This is a genomic window from Nonomuraea sp. NPDC050451 (assembly GCF_044458585.1).
In genome coordinates, this window is sequence record NZ_JBITHZ010000005.1 from 359582 (window position 1) to 378597 (window position 19016).

Genomic DNA, 19016 nt, shown 5'->3' on the forward strand with positions numbered 1-19016 from the left:
GATTCCTCTAGGCGATGAGAGCGGGCTGCTTGAGCAGAGCGGAGCGGTAGCGGGCGGCCGCGGCCGTGGCGGCGGGGCCGCCGAGGGCGACGACGCCGACCAGCCGTCCTGAGCGGTGGTAGCCGGCGACCAGGTCCCCGCCCGGCCCGCCCTCCAGGACGCGGGCGTCGTCCAGGCCGAGCGCCGGGGCGCCGAAGGACTGCAGGCGGAAGTCGTGCTGGTCGCTCCAGAAGGTGGGCAGGGGCGCGAACGGCTCGGGGTCCGGCTCGGCGCCGGCGAGGTGCGCGGCCAGGGTCTTCGCGGCGCGTTTGGCGGTGTCGGCGGGCATCGACCAGTGCTCGATCCGGCGGGGCACGCCGTCGTAGCGGGCGTTGGGAAAGCGGGCGACGTCGCCGACCGCCACGACGTGCGGCAGGCCGCCCGCGCGCAGCAGTTCGTCGGTGCGTACGCCGTCGGCGAGGTCCAGGCCGTTGCCGTCCAGCCATTCGGTGTTGGGGATGGACCCGACCGCCTCGACCACCACGTCGGCGTCCAGCCGCCGTCCGTCCCCCAGCATCACGCCGGTCACCCGGTCCCGGCCCTCGAAGGCGGTCACGGCGGTGCCGAGGGCGAAGCGTACGCCGCGTTCCTCGTGGCGGCGCAGCAGCTCGCGGGCCGGCAGCTCGCCGAGGGGGCGGAGCATGGGCAGCGGCTCGGGGTCGGCCACGGTCACCTCGGCCGCGCCGAGGGCGACGGCGGTGGCGGCGACCTCGCAGCCGATGAACCCGGCGCCGACCACGACGACGCGCGCGCCGGGGCGGGCCAGCTCCGCGCGCAGCGCGCGGGCGTCGTCCACGGTCCGCACGGCGTAGCGCCCCTTCGGCGGGCCCGGGCAGCGTAGCCGCCGGGGGCGCGCGCCGGTGGCGACGACCAGGCCGTCGAAGGACAGCTCGGTCCCGTCGGCCAGACCCACGAGCCGGCGGCGCAGGTCCGCGGAGGTCACAGAAGTGCCGAGGGTCCACTCGACGTCGGCGACGCCGGCGCGGGGCCGGAAGGCCAGCGACTCGAACGTCTCCTTGCCGGCCAGGACCTCCTTGGAGAGGGGCGGCCGGTTGTAGGGCATGTGCGGCTCGTCGCCGATCACGGTGATCGGCCCTGACCAGCCCGCCGCGCGCAGCTGCTCGGCCGCGCGCAGACCGCCCAGCGAGGCTCCGGCGACGACAACGCGAGGAGACACGTCAGTCCTCGATGGTGATGGCCTGCAGCGGGCAGACGTCCGCGGCGTCCTCGACGTCGGCGCGCAGCGACTCGTCCGGGTCGGCGACGTACGCCAGGTGCCCGGCCTCGTCCAGCTGGAAGACGTCGGGAGCGGCGAACACGCACTGCCCGTGGTCTTGGCACTTGTTCAGGTCGACGACGACCTTCATGAGCCGCACCTCCTAACTCGTTTGGGTCCAAACAACATAGGAAGAGGCCCGGGAGCAGGTCAAGAGGCATGGATGCACAAAATTAAGAGACTGACCTATTGCGGCACAGGCCGGCGAAACCTATCGTTTGGCTTCAAACGAAATGAAGCCCCGCCTCCGCCCATCCGAGGGGACATCCATGAACGATCACGACAACCCACCCAGCCACGAGCAGCTGGCCCGCCTGGCCGCTCGGGACGTCGACGTGGTCCGCGTGGTCTACCCCGACCTCATCGGCACCGACCGGGCCAGGGATGTCCTGGTCGATCACCTGGAGGGCGCGTGCGAGCACGGGCTCGCCTTCTGCCGCGCCGTCTACCACACCAGCCCGCAGGGCGACGTGGTGCCGGTGGCGGGCGGCCTCGACGCCGGACTGCCCGACATCGCGGTGCGGCCGGACCTCTCCACCCTCACGCCGCTGCCCTGGGAACCCGGCGTCGCCTGGTGCCTCGGCGAGGTGATCGATCCCGCGACCGGGGACGTGGTCCCCGAGTCGCCGCGTGATCTGCTCCGGAACGTACTCGACCGCTGCGCCGAGCACGGACTCGACCCTGTGGTCGGCCCCGAGCTGGAGTACTTCCTGTGCGAGCCGGACCCGGGCGCGCCGTCCGGCTGGCGGCGCTACGCGGAGGCCCCCGGCAACGTCTACACCGCCGGGCGGCGCGGCGACCCGGATCGCCACCTCCTGCGCACGCTGCGCCACCTGCGCGATCTGGGCATCGGGGTGAGCATGGGCAACCATGAGTTCAGCAGCGGCCAGTTCGAGATCAACCTCATCCACTCCGCCGCCCTGGACGCCGCCGACCGGACCTTCCTGTTCAAGTCGGCGATCAAGGAGCTGGCCCGCGTGGAGGGACGGCTGGCGACGTTCATGGCCAAGCCGTTCAACGACGAGGGCGGCTCCGGGTTCCACCTGCACCTGTCCTGCGTGAGCGGCGACGACGAGCGGAACTGCTTCGACGACCCGTCGGCGCCGTACGGGCTGTCCGCGACCGCCCGGCACGGCATCGCCGGCGTCCTGGCCCACGCCCCCGCCCTGGCAGCGCTGGCCAACCCGACGATCAACTCCTACAAGCGCTTCGGTCCCGACACGCTCGCCCCCTGGCTGATCGACTGGGGCCTGGACAACCGCAGCGCCATGGTGCGCGTCCCGCCCGAGCGCGGCGCCGGTGCCCGCTTCGAGCTGCGCCTGGGCGACGCCAGCGCCAACCCGCACCTGTTGCTGGCGGGCACCATCGCCGCCGCCCTGCTGGGCATCCGGGCCGGCCAGGAGCCTCCCCCTCCGCTGGAGGGCTACGGCTACGACACCTCCCGCGCCGCCGTCCTGCCGACGACGCTCGCCGACGCGCTCGACGCCTTCGAGGCCGACGCCGAGCTGACCGACCTGCTCGGCAAGGGCTTCGCCACCGCCTACCTGACCTACAAGCGCAACGAGATCGAACGCTTCCACCGGCACGTCACCGACTGGGAGTTCACCGAGTACGCCTACCACCTGTGAGGAACACCGTGATCCCCGACCCCCTCCCGCTGGACCAGGTGGACCTGGCCGACCCCGGCAACTTCACCGACGGGATCACCCCGTGGCGCATGTTCCACACCCTGCGCCACGAGGACCCCGTCCACTGGCAGCCGGAGCCCGCCCCGAACGCCGGGTTCTGGGCCGTCACCCGCCACGAGGACATCGCCCGCGTCGACCGCGACGCCGAGACCTTCACCTCCACCAAGTTCGTCAACCTGGAGGAGGTCGACGACGACCAGATCAAGATCCGCGCCTCCATCCTGGAACTGGACGGCGTACGCCACCGCGCCCTGCGCGGCCTGCTCCAGCGCCAGTTCGGCGCCTCCGTCATCGGCCGGTACACCGACTTCCTGCGCGGCCTGACCGCCACCACCCTCGACGCGGCGCTCGCCAAGGGCTCCTTCGACTTCGTCACCGAGGTCTCCGCCGACTTCCCCATCAACGTGCTGGCCCGCCTGCTCGACGTCCCCGACGGCGACACCAAGCAGCTCATCGAGTGGGGCAACCGCATCATCGGCAACACCGACCCCGACTACGCCGACGTGCTGCTGGGCAGCGAGGAGAGCGAGCAGTACAAGCACCTGCCCTTCCGCTCCCCCGCCTCCCTGGAGGTCTTCGCCTACGGCCGGGAGCTCGCCCGTCAGCGACGCGGCGGCACGGGCACCGACCTGGTCTCCAAGCTCGTCAACGAGACGCCGCGCGACGGCGTCCCCCTGTCGGAGCAGGACTTCGACAACTATTTCCTGCTGCTCGTGGTCGCCGGCAACGAGACCACCCGGCACGCCATCTCACACGCCATGCTCGCCCTCACCGAGCATCCCGACCAGCTCGACCTCCTGCGCCGCGACCCCTCTCTCATCCCCGGGGCGGTCGAGGAGTTCCTGCGCTGGGCCTCGCCGGTCTACCACTTCCGCCGCACCGCCACCCGGGACGTGGAGCTGGGCGGCAAGCGGATCAAGGAGGGCGACAAGGTCGTCATGTGGTACGCCTCCGGCAACCGCGACGAGAAGGTCTTCGCCGACCCGTACGCCTTCGACGTCACCCGTACGGACAACGACCACGTCACCTTCGGCAAGAGCAGCCCGCACCTGTGCCTGGGCAACCTCCTGGCCAGAACCGAGATCCGCATCATGTTCGAGGAGCTCATCCCCCGCATCGCCGACATCCGCGTCACCGGCGAGGTGCCGCGGGTGCGCTCCAACTTCGTGAACGGCATCAAGGAGCTTCCCGTCGAGGTCACGCTCGCCTGAACGCGAGCGGGTGAAAGGTCGGCAGCGCTACACCCATTCCTGCGTCGCCCACGATGGTCTCGGGATCGCCAAGGTGCCGGTGGTGAACAACAGCGCCCCGTCGCCGGCCCTGCGCATGGCAGGCAGGACCACCGCGACGACGGTGAGCGCGCCGATGATCAGTTGGTCATGGTCTCCAGCGCGGTGGTGGCAGCCGGCGCTGTGGTCCCAGGCGGGGCGGGGCTGTAGGACAGGACTCCGATCCGGCCGAAATCGGCGGCGGCCTCGATCGCGGCGGTCAGGCCACAGCGGACGGCGCGACAGGAACGCGAACACGCTCCCTGGCCGGGATCAGCTCCCGGCACACGACCGCGCTTCTGGTCCGGCCGGAGCCGTCCGACGGCCCATCATGGCCGGCAGGCGTGTTCGCTCCCGCTCGCCTGGCCGGGAGCGAACACGCGGCCAGGTCAGGGCTCGCGCGAGGCCACCCAGGGGCATGCCGCACCCTGGGGATAGCAGTACCAGTAGTACCAGTACGGGGTGTTGCTGTACCAGCAGCCTCCTGTGGGAGGATCCGTCTGATAGCCCGCCGCGCGTTTGGCCGCCAGAGCCACACCGCAGAAGAGGTTGCTGCTGTAAGTTTCAAAGCGCCACTCGGACGGAGCGGTCGGCTGCGCTGCCTGAGCGGTTCCAGGAGCGAGGGCGACGGCGGTTCCTAAGGCGGCGGCGAGGACGCCGGCTTGGATGAGCTTGCGCATGGACATCCCTTCGAGAACCCTGCAATCAGGGTGAACCTTGATGCCGCGCCCCGGCCGGAGGCTGAACACTTCGCCCGTCACGGTACTCAAGGGATCTCGCGTCCTTCTGTCTCCGCCCTGTCATTCCGTCATCGCCGATCTCCGGCTCACTCGACGGGCAGGTCCTCGAACGCTTCCTCGATGTCCTCCTCCAGCGATCGGTCCTGTCCGCAGCCGCCGCCGCTCGCCGAGGTCCATCACGACGCAACGCCATGATCTCCGCGTCCTACGACGCCTGACCGCGGACCAGCGACATCAGCCGGCCGAACACCCGCAGGTCACAGCCATCGTGGCTGCGTTCTGACGCGGTGCATGGTGATCGGGGCGCGGCGCCGTGCTCCTCCGGCCCGCCACCATCGATGGTGACCCGCTGACCAGTGCCCGCGACTGGGCCGTGCGCGGCCCGCGCGAACAGCAGCTTCGGCATGGCGGAAACTCCTCCTGCCATGCGGAATGCACCCGTCTGCTTTAGGTCAGGTCGGAGCCGTCCCGAGATCAGAGTGACCAGTCGCCCGTTCGTTGTTGCTTCAACAGGGTGACCGGCGAAGGCAGTGGGTTGGCCGCAGCGGGGGTCAGACCCTCGAACACGAGCGCCAGGTAGCGACGCCAGCCGTCGGTGCCGGGGTCCATGGTCCATAGCGTGCTGGTCAGCATGGCCATGATCCTGGGCAGGTCGTCGGCAGCGAGGTCGGCGCGGAGCAGGCCGGCGTCCTGTGCGCGTCGGGCGAGCAGGGTCAGCGACTCGTAGAACGGGGTGTAGACCTCTGCGGTCAGGGTGCCGGCGTTGCGTGCGGCGGCCAGGGTGTTCAGCTCGCGTGCCGCCAGGCCCATCGCGGCTTCGATCAGGCTGAGGAGCCCGTGCAGTGGGTCGTCGTCGGCGAGTGCCCGTTCGGCGGCAGGTGCGAGGTCCTCCCTGATGCTCTGGTCGAGGGCGGCCCGGACCAGGTCCGCCTTGTTGGGGAAATGGTTGTACAGCGTCCTGATGCGCACGTCGGCGCGGCGGGCGATCTCCTCGAGCGGCGCATCCGGGCCAAGGTCGGCGAAGGCCGCGCGGGCGGTGCGCAGGATGCGCTCGGCGTTGCGCGCCGCGTCAGCGCGCAAGCGGCGCTCGGTGTCGGTGACCATCACAACAGAGTAGCAATCTGCAGTCGAGTGCAACTTGTGCTAGCTTCGCCTCAAGGGAATTTGCAGTCACATGCAAGATCTTGTCGTGCGAGGAGATCCGATGAAGGTGACCGTCGAAACCGACAGGTGCGTTGCCGCAGGCCAGTGCGTGTTGCTCGCGCCGGAGGTCTTCGATCAGCGCGAGGAGGACGGCGTCGTGGTCCTCCTCGACGAGACGCCCGCACCGGAGCACCACGACGCCGTCCGCGAAGCGGCCATGGTGTGCCCGGCTGCGGCCATCCACCTGGCCGAGTCATGAACCGGGTGGTGATCGTCGGTGCGTCAGCGGGCGGTCCGGCCACGGTGGAGGCGCTGCGCAGGACGGGATGCCGGAGCCTGATCATGCTCGTCGGCGACGAGCCGGAGCTTCCCAACGACCGGCCGCCGCTGGCCGGGCAGCAGGAGGCGGGCCGGCCGGCCCTGCGGACGGCCGCCGTCATCGACGATCTCAGACTGGAGCTGCGCCTGGGCGTGTCCGCGACCGGCATCGTCGGCGCGGAAGTCGCCGCCACCGCCCGCGATCTCAGGGGTCGAGGTGACGCTGCCGGTCCTGTTGGCGCTCGCCGTCGTCGAGAAGGCCGGCCGGTTACTGACCCACCTCCACCACGGCACGGGGCGCCGCCATCACCGGCACCGGTGTCCGGATGGCCGACGAGGTACTCCTGGCCATCGGTTCCGTGCCCAACAGTGGCCTGACCGTCCTTGTGTGTGACAAGTGCTGCGCCGCCGCACCTGACGTGTCCGGGTCGGTGACGTGGCCCGCCGGCACAACCCCTTGTTCGACACGGACATGCGGGTCGAGCACTGCGCCAACGCCGCCGAGCACGACGAGGCGGTCGCCACGCCGCCCAACTCTCCAGGAGGATTTCATGACCACCCCTGACATCGAGCTTCCGGTCTTCCCAGGCGACCGGGACTCTCGCTGCCCCTTCGACCCCGCCCCCGAGTACACGCAGTGGCGTGCGACGGGCGGTTTGCGGCGGGTGAACTGGCAAGGCCACACGGTCTGGGCGGTGAGCCGGTACGAGGACATCAAGGCGGCGATGACCGACCCGCGGATCAGCGCGGAGGTCGCCGCGCAGCAGGGCAGCGCGGAACACCACGGCGACACCATGCCCAAGGTCTTTCCCCGGATGGACGACCCGGAGCACGCCGTGCTGCGGCGGATGCTGACCAAGGACTTCACGGTCAAGCGGGTCAACGCGCTGCGCCCGGAGATCGAGAAGATGGCGAACGAGTTCATCGACACGATGGTCGCCGGCGGCAGCACCGCGGACCTGGTCCAGGCCTACGCACTGCCGATCCCGTCGCTGGTGATCTCCCTGCTGCTCGGCGTCCCGTACTCCGACCACGGCTTCTTCCAGGAGATCACCGGTGTCCTGATGAGCCGGACCGCCACCGAGGAGGAGAAGCAGCAGGCCAACGGCAAGATCTTCGGCTACCTGTACGAGCTCGTGGCCCGCAAGGAAACCGAGCCCGACGATGCCCTGATCAGCCGCCTCATCCAGGAGTACCTCCCGACCGGGGAGTTGACCCGCGAGACGATCGCGATGAACAGCTTCATCCTGCTCAGCGCGGGCCACGAGACCACCGCCAACATGATCGGCCTCGGCACCCTGGCCCTGCTGGAGAACCCGGACACCCTGGCCCGCCTCCGCGACACCGACGACCCCAAGGTGATCGCGAGCGCGGTCGAAGAACTGCTGCGGTACCTGACGATCGTGCACAGCCTCGTCGCCCGGGTGGCCAAAGAGGACATCGAGATCGGCGGCACGCTCGTTCGCGCGGGCGAAGTGCTGATCATGAACCTCCCCGCCGCCAACCGCGACCCGGCCTTCCTCGACAACCCCGACACGCTCGACATCGACCGCAACTCCAGAGGCCACATGGCCTTCGGCTACGGCGTGCACCAGTGCCTCGGCCAGACACTCGCCCGCGCCGAACTGGAGATCGCGCTGCCCACGCTGCTGCGCCGCCTGCCCACCCTGCGGCTGGCCGTGCCGCTGGAGGAGATCCGGTTCCGAGGCGACATGAGCATCTACGGCGTCCACGAACTGCCGGTCACCTGGGAGTAGCCATAGCCGGCCTTCGATTCGACGGCCGGGTCGCCATCGTCACCGGCGCCGACGCCGGCGCGTGCACGGAAAGCTCACCGCACTCAGCTTCGCGATCGCGCCGTCCACGGTGTGCCAGCTCCAAGGCGTCAGTGTGTTGATTCGATGTCACGGCGCCTGCGAGTGGGGAGCAGGAGGGCGGCGACGAAGGCGACGACTAGCGTGCCCGCGCAGATCCAGAAGCTGATGGTGAACCCGGCCTCGGACGGGATGTGTTCGGTGGTGGCGCCGGCGGACAGGATCGCGGCGAGGACGGCGGTGCCGATGCTGCCGCCGATGGTGCGGGCGAGGGTGTTGATGCTGGTGGCCGCGCTGGTCTGGGATGACGGCACGGTGGCGAGGATCGCGTTGGTCATGGCGGCGGACGCCAGGCCGAGTCCGATCCCCATCAGGGAGACCGCGGTCAGCACCTGCCATGCCGCGCTGTGGGCGACGGCGAGCAGCACGTACGACGCCGTCGTCATGAGGATGCCCAGTACCAAGGGGGGTTTGGCCCCGAAGTGCCGGTCCAGCGCACCCGACAGCGGCGCGAACACGATCATCGCCACGGTCGCCGGTAGCAGGAACAGACCGGATTCGCTGACAGACCTGCCCAGGCCGTACCCGGTCGCGGCCGGCAGCTGGAGCAGGACCGGCACCAGCAGGACCGAGCCGAACGTGGCCACCCCGAAAGCGAGAGCGGCGATGTTGGTCGTCCACACGCCCCGGTTGGCGAGCATGCGCAGGTCCACCAGCGGCTCACGAACCCGCAGCTCCACCACGACCCATGCGATGAGGGCTGTCGCCGCGCCGCCGAACAGGCCCAGCGTCAGGCCACTGGCCAGCCCCAGCCGCCGCCCTTGCTGAGCGCCAGCAGCAGGCAGACCAGGCCCGCCGACAGCAGCAGCGTGCCGGGCACGTCGATGCGGCCGCGTACCGGGGATTCCGGGATGCCGGACACGACGCCCGCGGCGGCGAGCGCGATCGCCATCAGCGGGAACCAGAACAGCCAGTGCCAGTCCAGCTTGGCCACGATCGGCCCGGCCAGCACGGTGCCGAGACCTGCGCCGGCCCCGAGCAACGCGGACAAAAGGCCGACAGCGACTCCGACCCGCTCGCGCGGCAGCTCGTCCCGGACGATGCCGAACGCCAGCGGCCGCCCCCGACTCCTTGCAGGACCCGGCCGGTCACCAGGACGGCGAGGTTACCGGCGAGCGCGGCGACCAGGGTCCCGGCAGCGAGCGTGCCGAGGACGACGAGCAGCACCCGGCGCCGGCCGAACATGTCGCCGAGCCGCCCCGCGACCGGCGTGGCGACGGCGGCGGCCAGCAGGTAGGCGGTCACGACCCAGCTGATGTCCGCGGTCGAGGCGTTGAACTTCCCGCCGATGACGGGCAGGGCCGGGCCGACGAGCGCCTGCAGCATCGCGAACACCATCCCGGCCAGTGCCAGGGAGCCGAACACGAGCGTGGGCTTCGCGCGCCGGCGCCCCTCGACGGGAGCGTTTCGGGCGGCTCTGCGTGGTCGGTCGTGACGTTCATGAGAACACGTCCTCAGCTCGTTCGGTCATGCGGAGTTCTTCGCGGTGCCTCTGTTCGGACATGCAGGGTTGCCGGCTCACCAGACGAGCCGCCTGCCATGAGCGCACGAGCCGCTCCCGGCGGGCCAGGCGTGCGTGACCGGCCTGCCGGGAACGCCCTTCCTACTTCGTCACGGCTTGCGGCCGGCCGCGACGGTCCGCAGCAGTTGCGTGATCTCCTCGGTGGCACCGGCCGGGATCGTGTAGCCGGTCTCGTCGCGGATCTCCGTCAGGTGATCCCGGACATCCTCGATGGACAGCGACGGGTTGTAGTAGCCCTGGGTCCTGCCGGTGAAGAACCGGGCCACCTGGCCCCCGCCGGCGGTGTAGACCTCGCCGGTGATGACGTCAACCGGCTGGCCACCGCACTCGCCGACATCGAGCGACGCCGCGCCCGCCTGGTCTCGGAGATCGCCCACGAGATGCGCACCCCGATCACCATCCTCAACGGCCAGATCGAAGGCATGGCCGACGGCATCTTCACCCCCGAAGACGCCATGTTCGCCTCCCTCACCGACGATCTCACCCGGCTGCGCCGCCTCACCGACGACCTGTCCAACCTCTCCCGGGCCGAGGAGGGCGCGTCCAGCCTGCAACACTCGCTCACCGACGTGACGGCCCTGACGCGGACCACCGTCGAAAAGTTGCGTCCCCAGTTCGACGACGGCCAGGTCACGCTCGCCATGACCCCCGGCCCGCCGGTCAAAGCCCTGCTCGATTCCGGCCGCATCGCCCAGGTGCTGGTCAACCTCCTGGGCAACGCCCTGCGTGCCTGCGATCCCGGCGACCGGGTGTCGGTCACCGTGCGCACCGGCGACGGCCCGGCCCCGCACGTGGAGATCACCGTCCAGGACGACGGGCTCGGCATCGCCGCCCACGACCTCACCCGGATCTTCACCCGGTTCGAACGCGTCGAGCACCCTGGGCGCCCGGCCCCTGCGGGCGGCAGCGGCATCGGCCTGACCATCGCGCGCGGCATCACCCGCACCCACGGCGGCGACATTACAGCCAGTTCCGAGGGGCCATGGGGCGACCTTCACCGTCCGCCTGGCGCTGCCAAGCACCTAGCGATCTTGTGGCCGCGGGTTTCTTTAGGAGCAGCCGGAGTTGGTGGTGACCACCACGCCGAAGGGTGCCTCGACCGGTCGCATGGCGATTCGGCGGCGTGCATGGGCACGATGTCCTCGTCCCGGTTGAAGATCGCGTCGAGGGTGAAGGTAACCCCGACACCCTCGGCGATGGCCCGGCGAAGAAGTGCGGGCCGACGTCGCCCGACCGTGTAGCGCGTCAAAACTCGTACGCATGCGAGCCTGATGCGGCCGATGCGCGTTGTATGGGCGTCACGCGTCTTTCGCCCGGCGACGCCGTCAACGCCTTCGAGGAAGCGATCGTTCTGATCAAGAAGCTGTGCGGGGGCGGCTCGCCGGTCACGCACTACCCGGTGAACCAGATCGACCCCGCGCCCGTGGCCGCGCCACTCGTCTGCACCGGTCGAGCGGCCCGAAATCCCTGGTCGCGACCGGCCGCGTGGCAGACGGCCGGCTGCCTCCCCTCACCGCGGACTGGTTCAGCGAGCGGTACCGCACGTTCCGGGCGGTCATCGACGAGGCCGCGGCGTCCATCGGTCGCGATCCGAGCGAGATCCGCACGATCTACAACTTCCCCGGCCGCATTACCGACCGTCCGCTGGCCCGCCGCACGTGACCGTGACGGCCGCTGGGTCGGCGGGTCGATGACGCAGTGGGTAGAGGAGTTGACCGGGGCCGTGCTGGAGCACGGCGCATCCGGCTTCATGTTCATCGAACCGACGGCGTCATGCAGAACCTGACCGCTCTCGACCGTTGAGCTACAGAGATCGTCCCAGCCGTGCGCGAAGCCCTAGCCAAGGAGAGGCCGGGCGAGTGACCGGCTGAATGGGCGGGTCCCGGGGCCGTCCTGGTCACAGATAGCCCTGGGCAGCCGACGGCCGCCAGCACCATCTCGGCCAAGACGAGACTCCACGCGACCCTGGTGGCCGCGGCGTTCGCGGGCTCGTACGTCGTCGGCTACCCGCCCGACGGCGATCGCGGCCCGTGCGCTGGAGACACGGTGTTCGGCGAGTACGGCTCCGTGGCGGCGGTCCCGGTCGTCGATCTCGCCGCGGCCCATCCTGTTCGTCGTGGGAGAGCGGCTCGCTCGCGGTGCCTCTCCGAGGACGCCTTACGAGCTCGCGGCCGAGCCGAAGGAGTTCTACGCCGCCCTGAACACCGGCGACGTAGACCGTACGACAAGTCGGACCTGATCCCGTTCGACAGGCTGAAGACGTTCTTCACCAAGGGGTATGGCATGCCTGACGAGCGACTCCCTCTGGGACCTTGATGATCCCAGAGGCTTGCCACATAGAAGCGAGAGGACTGACATGGCGCTGATTCTGGTCACCGGAGCATCCGGCGGGCTCGGGTACAACACGGCGAACGCGTTGGCCGATGAGGGGCATGACGTGGTCGTTCACGTCCGCAACCGGGCCCGTCTCACCGACGCGGACGACACCGCCAGGTGGAAAGGCGTCGTCGTGGGGGATCTCGCCAAGCTGGACGAGATCCGCGGCGTTGCCCGGCAAGCTTCCAGGTTGGGCCGCTTCGACGCCATCATTCACAACGCCGGCACCATGCAATCTCCTGAAGCGGGGATCGTCAACACCGTCGCGCCCTACGTGCTGACGGCCCTGATGGACAAACCGGCCAGGCTCATCTACCTCAGCAGCTCCATGCACCGAAGCGGCTCCACCGACCTGCGACGGCTGACCGATGGCACCGCTTCCTACAGCGACAGCAAACTGTGGGTCACCACCCTCGCGCTCGCCATCGCGTCCCGGTGGGAAGGAACTTCCAGCCATGCGGTCGATCCCGGGTGGGTCCCCACCCGTATGGGCGGTCCCGGCGCACCGGATGACCTGACCGCAGGGCACCAGACACAGGTGCGGCTCGCCACCCACCCTGACGTGACCCCGAGCACCGGCGGCTACTGGTACCACCAGCAGGTGCAGACACCGCACCCGGCAGCGCAGGACGAAGAGTTCCAGGCTGACCTCATTCACGTCCTGGAGAGCCACACAGGCGTCCCGCTCGACGACCGCGACCCGCGGCAGTGAGAGTTCGAACGGTCCCGGCCGTGTGGCTTCGGGGGCTGGTGGCAGTCCTGTGCCCGGGGGTGCCGAGCCGCAGCGGGGAAGAATCTCCCTGATGGCGGCGAGGTCGGCCTCGGTGAGCGTGGCGCCGGCTAGCGATGTGTCATCGTGGCGGGCACAGCGCGGCATCATCGCGACGACATCCGCAGACCTTGTTTGCCAGGGATTGTCACTAGAGATGATCAATAGAACGCTTGGTGTTGGTGGTCCGCATCCCGCCGTTGTCCCGTACGTCGCGTGCGACCATGATCGGTCACGCCAGCCAAGAGCGGTACGAACAGATCATCACTCGCGGCCGGGAGCTGGTTGAACTCCAGACTCGTTCCCAGTTCGAGCTCGGTGACCTGGCGCTGGAAATCGAGCCGATGTAGCCGCACGGCGGCACGCACCCGGACCGGGGCGAGGCGCTGTTCGGCGTCTTGGAACCACTGCAGCTGTTCGCCGACGATCTTGCCATTTCGGTAAAGACGCTGGAGACTTACCGCTGGTCGGCCCAGCACCGCCGGCACGGGGTGCCGTACACCATTCACAAGACGCTGGCCTCGCTCCGTGACGATGAGGAGCGGTGGGAGCGCATCACTAAGCCGCCGCTGGACCAGCGCCCCAAGACGCACCGGTGGACCGACACGGCCGCCAAGTAGGCCGTCGACCAGACGTTCGCCGACACCTCCTCGGTGCAGCAGAAGGTGGAGCGCATCCACGACCTGGCCCGCGATGAGCAGGTCGCCGCCACCGTGGCGACCGATCTGCTGCGCCGTCCGGAGGTCGCCTTCAAGGCGATGACCGACGCCACCGCCCGGCATCTGGTCAACCGGGCGCAGGTCGACCAGGCCCGGCAGGCCGGCGAGGCGGTCCGGGAGCGCACCCCGGCACTGCCCCGGATCGAGCGCAGCCGCGATTTCATCGAGCTGGTCGGCGCATGCTCGGTGTTCGTGGCCGCGGTCGGCCGGGTGCTGCCGACGCTGCGCGGCACGCCTGCACCGCCGAGGAGAAGACCATCGTGGCACGCAACCTCGGCCTGGTACGCGCGATCGCCGACTGGCTGGAGACGGCCGTCGAGTCCGGCGACGTGAGCCTGGACGAGGGCCTGACCGCCCGGCAACTGGTCGCCGCCACCGAACTGAGCCTCTATCAAGTCCGCTAGGGCATCCTCTACCTCCGGGAGGTCTCGGCAATGGCCCACTTGACCCCGCTGATCTGGGCGCCGCGCGACGGCTACCGCTTCTCCTCCCAACCCGATGGCTGGATCGCCCACGAGCGCTCACGGGTGCGAACCGAGCTGACCCGGATCAGCCGGCTCCGGTCGGCGACGGTCGCACCGCACGCGGCCGCCCGGCCGGAGGAGGAGTGGGTCAACCTGGTGCTGGGCCGGCTCAACGTGGTGCAAGCGGGGCTGATCCTGCTCAACAAGGCCGGGCGAGCGTGAGCCGATGCGCCCGCGCCTTGATCCGTCCGACACCAGCGATGAGGAGTGGTCCCTGATCGAGCCTCTCTTGCCGGTGCCCGCCTGCCAGACGCGCGCGGGCGGGCGGCCGGAAAGGCACCACCGCCGCGACATCATCGACGCGATCAGGTACGTGACCGACAACGCCTGCAAATGGCACGTTATTGCGAATATGAGATAACGATCTTCGTGTCGGGCTGCCGCGCGATCCGATCGCCAGTGTCCCGTCCCAACTGAGCCGACACAGTCTCAGCTGATCTGACGCATTCGACAGTTTCTCAGTAGACTGGACGCAAGATCGCCGTAGGGGCCGTATGCCTGCGCAGCCCGTGACGGGTGGGCCAAAATGGCCCGTATGACGACTATGCCCGAGAACCATGTCAAGACCGCGCATTCGTCCGAATGCAACGCCTACGACATGATCGCCGAGGGGTACACGGCCGAGAACGAGACCAGCCTCCTGAACGCGTACTACGAGCGTCCCGCGATGCTGGAGCTCGCCGGGAACGTGACCGGCCGGCGCATCCTCGACGCCGGCTGCGGCTCAGGCCCCCTGTTCGCCGAACTGCGCGATCGAGGCGCCATCGTCACCGGCATCGACGCGAGCGCCGGGATGCTGCAGATGGCCCGACAGCGGCTGGGCACCGACGCAGACCTGCGGGTCGCCGACCTGGCCAGCCCACTGCCCTTCCCCGACGACACCTTCGACGACGTCATCGCGTCCCTGGTGCTGCACTACCTGGAAGACTGGGGACCGACACTGGCCGAGCTGCGACGCGTGCTGAGGCCTGGCGGCCGACTCCTCGTCTCGGTCGACCATCCTTTCTCCATCACCCTCTGGCAGCACATGGCCGGGAAAAAGCCCAAGTACTTCGAGACCCGCATCCGGATCGATGAATGGACCATGGGTGGGCAGACCGCCCAGATGCGCTTCTGGGACCGGCCGCTGCACGCGATGACCGAGGCCTTCACCGCGGCCGGCTTTCGCATCAGCGTCATCAGCGAACCGCCGTTTGTGCCGGAAGCCCGCGAACTGTTCCCCGAGGAGTTCCGCGAGATCACCAGCACGAGGTTCCTAAGCTTCCTGTTCTTCGTTCTAGAAGCCGGCTAACGGCGCCTCGCCACGATTGGCTGTGGTGACTCAGCGTTTCAGCGGGGGATCCCGCCGGCTTCAATTGAGACGGAACAGCCAGTGGGGTGGTTTGTGCCCATAGGGCATCCTGTTGCGGTGATAGAAAGCGCTCCGACCACACACGTGCGTGTGGTGTTCGAGCTTGAGCAGGATGACGATGGCTGGCCCCCAGCCGGTTCTGAGCGTCTGTGGGCTGTTTCCGTTGCTCCAGGTCGGGCGAGGCTGGACGACATCCCCTTTTTCGTCCGCGGAGTAGCTTGCGGCGATGTGGTGCGCATCGAAGCAGACGTCGAAGGCACCGTATGGGCGAAGGAGGTCGTGGAGTACTCCGGCAACTGCACGATCCGCGTGGTCCCAGACCGCAACGGCGACCTTGAAGGCGACCTGAACACCGTTCTCAATCTGTTCGCGCCGCTGGGCGTTGAGGGGGAATGTGTCGCTGGTCCTGCGCGACGGATTTCATGATCCGTCTCCCGGCAGGGTGGCTCGCAGATCGGTGAGCGAGATGAAGGCACTATCGGCGCCGAGTTGGTTGGGAGTGGGACCAGCAGGGGTGGGCACGTCGGCGAGGCGTTCAGCCAGTGCGGCGACGGCCGCGCGATCACCTTCAAGGGCTTCACGTTCATCGTCGGTGAGATCGAGTTGCTCCAGCATCTGCTCGATACCGTCCTTCACGGCGAGGAGTTGACCAGCATGGGACTGTTTGGGGACGTAGAAGGGGCAGCGAGCGCAGGCCAGCCGGTGAGGGCATTTGGCGAAGAAGTCGTAGCTGCAGTAGCCGTCGCCGAGGTCGTAGTACTTCCACGGTTGGTTGCCTTCGGCGGCGGCGCCTTGCGGATGCTGTCGCGATCTATGAGGACCTCGATGGTGCAAACGTCGCGGGCGAAGTAGTCGGCCTTCTTGTAGGCGGCGGTCAGGGTGCGCTGCAGGATCGCGGCGTAGTGGCGGGTGCTGGAGGGGTGTCGTGACCGAGCCACTGCTGCAGGTCGGCCAGCGTGAGGGGCTCGCGAGCGTTGAGGAGCTGGGTGACGATGGTGGCCCGGGCGCGGTGGCTGGTGAGCGCGCCGCGCGAGTCGCGCATGGGGATGCCGGCCTTGGCGCAGAGCGCCGGAATGATGTGGTCGTTCAGGTAGCCGCCGCCGACCAGCTGTCCACGGTGCGTGAACAGGTGCTGGCGGCGTTGCCGGGTCTTGTAACAGGCGCGGGCGACAGTTCAGCTCTGGCGGGCCAGCCAGGTGGTGGGGCGGCGGCGGATCTGGTCGATGGAGGTGAGCGCCGCGCCGATGACGGCCGCGTCGGGGCCGAGCAGGGTGGGGCGGACGGTGACCGGTGACCAGGAGGCGGTCAGCACCCTGCGGTCGATCTCGGCGCGCACCGAGTCGGTCAGCCACGACGACAGCAGCGCGAAACTGCCGCCGAGCAGGACAGTGTCGATGTCGAGGACGTTGACCGCACCGGACAGCGCGATGCCGAGCGCGCTCCCGGCCCGGTCGAGCGCGGCCAGCGCGGCGGGGTCGGCGGCCTCGGCGCGGGTGGTGATGAGGGAGTCGGGGTTGATCCTCTCGAAAATGTCACCGGCTGCTCCGGGGACGACACCGTTGGTTGCTCCTGGCAGCGCGCCGAGGATGGCGCCGGTGCTGGCGTAGGCTTCCAGGCAGCCGCGCGACCCGCAGGCGCACGCGGCGCCCTCCGGCTCGACGGTCACGTGCCCCAGCTCGCCGCTCCAGCCGCGTGCCCCGCGCATCAGGCTGCCGTCCAGCACGATCCCGGCGCCGATGCCGAGTCCTCCCGAGACGTACAGGAAACTCCCCACGGGGTCGTCCCCGGCATACAGCTCGCCCAGCGCGGCCAGGTTGGCCTCGTTGTCCACCATGCACGGCACGCCCAGGTCGGCCAGGAACGTTCCGGCGTCGACGTCGCGCCAGCCCAGCGCGGGCGCGATGCGCACCACCCCGCCGTCGACCGGTCCGGGCACCGCCAGCGTCGCGGTGACCACGGTCAGCTCCTTGACCGTGGCCGCCTCGATCGCCTCGCAGCCCATGCGGATCAGCGAGCCCAGCACCGCCCCGGCGTCACGTCCGGTGGGCGGCATGGGCGCGAACGTCAGGTGGCGCACCGTACCGGTGAGGTCCACGACGCAGGCGGCCAGCCCGTCGGCGCGGATGTCCAGGCCCAGCCCGGCGGGTCCCCTGTCGGACAGGGTCAGGCCCATCCGGGGACGGCCCGCGCGGCCGTTGTGAGTGACGCCCTTCTCCGTGATGAGCCGCCCGGCCAGCAGTTCCTCGGCGATGCGGGTGATCGTGGGCCGGGTCAGCCCGGTCGCGGTGGCCAGCTCCGTACGCGAGATCGGACTGCCCGCGTCGAGGATGCGCTGGAAGACGACCTTGAGGTTGAGATCGCGCAGATCCTCCTGCCGGACGGCGCCCTCGGGCGGCCGCGGCCCGCTCAGCCGGAAGGCGGCCGTCATATCACCGGCCGCGAGTGTAAGCCCGGTGTGCCGCCGGGCACCGGCCGATCCGCCCCGGGGAGCCCGTGGCCTGTCGCGCCGCGTTCGCTTTCCGCCACCAGTTTGGCCGCCGACTCGGCGTTCAGCACCCCGTCGGCGACCAGGGTCACCACGTGGCGGGCGATCTCCTCGCCCGGCTGCAGCACCAGGGGCTCGTCCCAGGCCGCGCTCGAGCACACGCCGAGGTAGTCGCGGGCCCGCACGAACCACCGGTCGCGGGCGGTGTCCGCGTCGCCGGGCACGAACACCATCGTCCAGTCGGCCCCCGCCACCGCCACCCATTCGGCGCTGCACCCGTGCACCGGCTCCGCCCCAGGACCCGCCGGGCTCAGCACCGTCGCGCCCGACACCGCCGGGCCGCGCCAGAAGAAACCGCCGTACCCGGCGCCCACCCGCCCCTTGGCGGCCGGGCTGCGCACCTCCAGCGGCCGGTCGGTGACATTGGCCAGCCTGCTGCGCACCGACAGCGCCCACACGCTGTCCGACACCGGCTCGCACCCGATCACGCGCCGCTCGCGCAGCAGCACCCGCTCGTCCGGACCGAGCCAGCGCAGGCTGTGCGCCAGCTCGCCGCCGCCGCGCCGCTCCCAGCGCTCGTGCCGCTGAGAGCCGTGATTGTCCAGCCAGGCAGGGCCGTGGCCGGCGACGAAGGTGCGCCCGCCCCAGAAGTTGACCCCGTCGATGTCGGGGTAGGCCACGCCGATGCCGAACTGGTGCGGGTGGGAGTCGGGGACGGCGTCGGTGACGGTACGGCCGGCGAGCGTGCGCACCGGATGCAGGAAGGGACGCGGCGAGCTGGAGGCGGGCGCCTCCGGCTGCCAGACGTAGGTGGCGACCTCACGCCCGTCGAGCCGCAACACTTCCGCAGGCATCTCGCCGCCTTCTCGTACTCGGGAGTTCCGAGCGTAACCCCCGAGTGGTGCCGCCACGAGTACGGCAGGC

27 protein-coding genes and 1 pseudogene are annotated in these 19016 nt (G+C 69.7%); 14 read left to right on the plus strand and 14 right to left on the minus strand.

Going from position 1 to position 19016, the window contains the following annotated elements; translation table 11 throughout:
• Positions 1 to 7 precede the first annotated feature (7 nt).
• Together ACIBI9_RS20170 and ACIBI9_RS20175 are read right to left on the minus strand one after the other, a co-directional pair.
• Positions 8 to 1216: an NAD(P)/FAD-dependent oxidoreductase gene (locus ACIBI9_RS20170; protein ID WP_397223655.1), complete on the minus strand. Its 1209-nt coding sequence runs from the start codon at positions 1214 to 1216 to the stop codon at positions 8 to 10.
• A 1-nt stretch (position 1217) separates the two neighbouring features.
• Positions 1218 to 1406 (minus strand): ferredoxin, encoded by a 189-nt coding sequence (locus ACIBI9_RS20175; protein ID WP_397223656.1) that lies wholly within the window; start codon positions 1404 to 1406, stop codon positions 1218 to 1220.
• Between the two features lie 178 nt (positions 1407 to 1584).
• Here ACIBI9_RS20175 and ACIBI9_RS20180 point away from each other — a divergent pair, with 178 nt between their 5' ends.
• The gene (locus ACIBI9_RS20180; RefSeq protein WP_397223657.1) at positions 1585 to 2943 is read left to right on the plus strand and encodes a glutamine synthetase family protein; all 1359 of its coding nucleotides are present in this window, start codon (positions 1585 to 1587) and stop codon (positions 2941 to 2943) included.
• Positions 2940 to 4214, plus strand: a complete 1275-nt coding sequence (locus tag ACIBI9_RS20185; protein WP_397223658.1) for a cytochrome P450 — start codon at positions 2940 to 2942, stop codon at positions 4212 to 4214. The genes ACIBI9_RS20180 and ACIBI9_RS20185 overlap by 4 nt, the downstream gene beginning before the upstream one ends.
• A 446-nt stretch (positions 4215 to 4660) precedes the next feature.
• Here ACIBI9_RS20185 and ACIBI9_RS20190 read toward each other — a convergent pair whose 3' ends face one another.
• The 3 genes from ACIBI9_RS20190 to ACIBI9_RS20200 form a co-directional block, all read right to left on the minus strand.
• The gene (locus tag ACIBI9_RS20190) at positions 4661 to 5041 is read right to left on the minus strand and encodes a hypothetical protein (RefSeq protein ID WP_397223659.1); all 381 of its coding nucleotides are present in this window, start codon (positions 5039 to 5041) and stop codon (positions 4661 to 4663) included.
• A 175-nt stretch (positions 5042 to 5216) separates the two neighbouring features.
• Entirely contained in the window at positions 5217 to 5417 is a 201-nt protein-coding gene (locus ACIBI9_RS20195) for a hypothetical protein (protein WP_397223660.1), read from the minus strand.
• A gap of 68 nt (positions 5418 to 5485) precedes the next feature.
• Entirely contained in the window at positions 5486 to 6115 is a 630-nt protein-coding gene (locus ACIBI9_RS20200) for a TetR/AcrR family transcriptional regulator (RefSeq protein WP_397223661.1), read from the minus strand.
• Between the two features lie 100 nt (positions 6116 to 6215).
• Between ACIBI9_RS20200 and ACIBI9_RS20205 the strand changes: the two genes are divergently transcribed.
• Positions 6216 to 6413 carry a ferredoxin gene (locus tag ACIBI9_RS20205; protein ID WP_397223662.1) on the plus strand — a complete coding sequence of 66 codons (198 nt, stop codon included), beginning with the start codon at positions 6216 to 6218 and terminating at the stop codon, positions 6411 to 6413.
• A gap of 23 nt (positions 6414 to 6436) precedes the next feature.
• On the opposite strand, the gene ACIBI9_RS20210 is transcribed toward ACIBI9_RS20205, so the two are convergent.
• Entirely contained in the window at positions 6437 to 6766 is a 330-nt protein-coding gene (locus ACIBI9_RS20210; protein WP_397223663.1) for a hypothetical protein, read from the minus strand.
• Between the two features lie 142 nt (positions 6767 to 6908).
• On the opposite strand from ACIBI9_RS20210, the gene ACIBI9_RS20215 reads away from it, so the two are divergent.
• Together ACIBI9_RS20215 and ACIBI9_RS20220 are read left to right on the plus strand one after the other, a co-directional pair.
• Positions 6909 to 7037 (plus strand): hypothetical protein, encoded by a 129-nt coding sequence (locus tag ACIBI9_RS20215; RefSeq protein ID WP_397223664.1) that lies wholly within the window; start codon positions 6909 to 6911, stop codon positions 7035 to 7037.
• On the plus strand, positions 7024 to 8229 hold the full coding sequence (locus ACIBI9_RS20220; protein WP_397223665.1) for a cytochrome P450: 1206 nt from the start codon (positions 7024 to 7026) through the stop codon (positions 8227 to 8229). Before ACIBI9_RS20215 ends, ACIBI9_RS20220 begins: the two co-directional genes overlap by 14 nt.
• A gap of 128 nt (positions 8230 to 8357) precedes the next feature.
• On the opposite strand, the gene ACIBI9_RS20225 is transcribed toward ACIBI9_RS20220, so the two are convergent.
• From ACIBI9_RS20225 to ACIBI9_RS20240, 4 genes are all read right to left on the minus strand, one after another.
• Positions 8358 to 9029, minus strand: a complete 672-nt coding sequence (locus tag ACIBI9_RS20225; RefSeq protein ID WP_397223666.1) for an MFS transporter — start codon at positions 9027 to 9029, stop codon at positions 8358 to 8360.
• A 47-nt stretch (positions 9030 to 9076) separates the two neighbouring features.
• On the minus strand, positions 9077 to 9280 hold the full coding sequence (locus ACIBI9_RS20230) for a hypothetical protein (RefSeq protein ID WP_397223667.1): 204 nt from the start codon (positions 9278 to 9280) through the stop codon (positions 9077 to 9079).
• Entirely contained in the window at positions 9238 to 9711 is a 474-nt protein-coding gene (locus tag ACIBI9_RS20235) for an MFS transporter (protein WP_397223668.1), read from the minus strand. The genes ACIBI9_RS20230 and ACIBI9_RS20235 overlap by 43 nt, the downstream gene beginning before the upstream one ends.
• Positions 9712 to 9957: 246 nt before the next feature.
• Entirely contained in the window at positions 9958 to 10245 is a 288-nt protein-coding gene (locus tag ACIBI9_RS20240; protein ID WP_397223669.1) for a hypothetical protein, read from the minus strand.
• A 3-nt stretch (positions 10246 to 10248) separates the two neighbouring features.
• Between ACIBI9_RS20240 and ACIBI9_RS20245 the strand changes: the two genes are divergently transcribed.
• The 9 genes and pseudogenes from ACIBI9_RS20245 to ACIBI9_RS20285 all read left to right on the plus strand — a co-directional run bounded on the left by ACIBI9_RS20245 (position 10249) and on the right by ACIBI9_RS20285 (position 16033).
• Positions 10249 to 11109: a sensor histidine kinase gene (locus ACIBI9_RS20245; protein ID WP_397223670.1), complete on the plus strand. Its 861-nt coding sequence runs from the start codon at positions 10249 to 10251 to the stop codon at positions 11107 to 11109.
• Positions 11110 to 11353: 244 nt separating this feature from the next.
• Positions 11354 to 11530, plus strand: a complete 177-nt coding sequence (locus tag ACIBI9_RS20250) for a hypothetical protein (protein WP_397223671.1) — start codon at positions 11354 to 11356, stop codon at positions 11528 to 11530.
• Between the two features lie 694 nt (positions 11531 to 12224).
• Positions 12225 to 12956 carry an SDR family NAD(P)-dependent oxidoreductase gene (locus tag ACIBI9_RS20255; RefSeq protein ID WP_397223672.1) on the plus strand — a complete coding sequence of 244 codons (732 nt, stop codon included), beginning with the start codon at positions 12225 to 12227 and terminating at the stop codon, positions 12954 to 12956.
• A 281-nt stretch (positions 12957 to 13237) separates the two neighbouring features.
• Entirely contained in the window at positions 13238 to 13363 is a 126-nt protein-coding gene (locus ACIBI9_RS20260) for a hypothetical protein (protein WP_397223673.1), read from the plus strand.
• Between the two features lie 141 nt (positions 13364 to 13504).
• A pseudogene (locus tag ACIBI9_RS20265) lies at positions 13505 to 14136 on the plus strand (DUF6192 family protein).
• Positions 14137 to 14166: 30 nt separating this feature from the next.
• Positions 14167 to 14418, plus strand: coding sequence for a hypothetical protein (locus tag ACIBI9_RS20270; protein WP_397223674.1), 252 nt, complete (start codon positions 14167 to 14169; stop codon positions 14416 to 14418).
• Positions 14419 to 14422: 4 nt separating this feature from the next.
• On the plus strand, positions 14423 to 14617 hold the full coding sequence (locus ACIBI9_RS20275) for a transposase (RefSeq protein ID WP_397223675.1): 195 nt from the start codon (positions 14423 to 14425) through the stop codon (positions 14615 to 14617).
• A 183-nt stretch (positions 14618 to 14800) separates the two neighbouring features.
• Positions 14801 to 15547, plus strand: a complete 747-nt coding sequence (locus ACIBI9_RS20280; RefSeq protein WP_397223676.1) for a class I SAM-dependent methyltransferase — start codon at positions 14801 to 14803, stop codon at positions 15545 to 15547.
• A gap of 153 nt (positions 15548 to 15700) precedes the next feature.
• Positions 15701 to 16033, plus strand: coding sequence for a DUF4265 domain-containing protein (locus ACIBI9_RS20285; protein ID WP_397223677.1), 333 nt, complete (start codon positions 15701 to 15703; stop codon positions 16031 to 16033).
• On the opposite strand, the gene ACIBI9_RS20290 is transcribed toward ACIBI9_RS20285, so the two are convergent.
• From ACIBI9_RS20290 to ACIBI9_RS20305, 4 genes are all read right to left on the minus strand, one after another.
• Complete coding sequence (locus tag ACIBI9_RS20290; RefSeq protein ID WP_397223678.1) at positions 16028 to 16243, minus strand: hypothetical protein; 216 nt, start codon at positions 16241 to 16243, stop codon at positions 16028 to 16030. The genes ACIBI9_RS20285 and ACIBI9_RS20290 overlap by 6 nt on opposite strands.
• A 238-nt stretch (positions 16244 to 16481) precedes the next feature.
• Positions 16482 to 16649, minus strand: coding sequence for a hypothetical protein (locus tag ACIBI9_RS20295; protein ID WP_397223679.1), 168 nt, complete (start codon positions 16647 to 16649; stop codon positions 16482 to 16484).
• 132 nt (positions 16650 to 16781) lie between these two features.
• Positions 16782 to 18035: an ROK family protein gene (locus tag ACIBI9_RS20300; protein ID WP_397223680.1), complete on the minus strand. Its 1254-nt coding sequence runs from the start codon at positions 18033 to 18035 to the stop codon at positions 16782 to 16784.
• Positions 18032 to 18946: a PmoA family protein gene (locus ACIBI9_RS20305; RefSeq protein ID WP_397223681.1), complete on the minus strand. Its 915-nt coding sequence runs from the start codon at positions 18944 to 18946 to the stop codon at positions 18032 to 18034. Before ACIBI9_RS20305 ends, ACIBI9_RS20300 begins: the two co-directional genes overlap by 4 nt.
• Between the last annotated feature and the right edge of the window lie 70 nt (positions 18947 to 19016).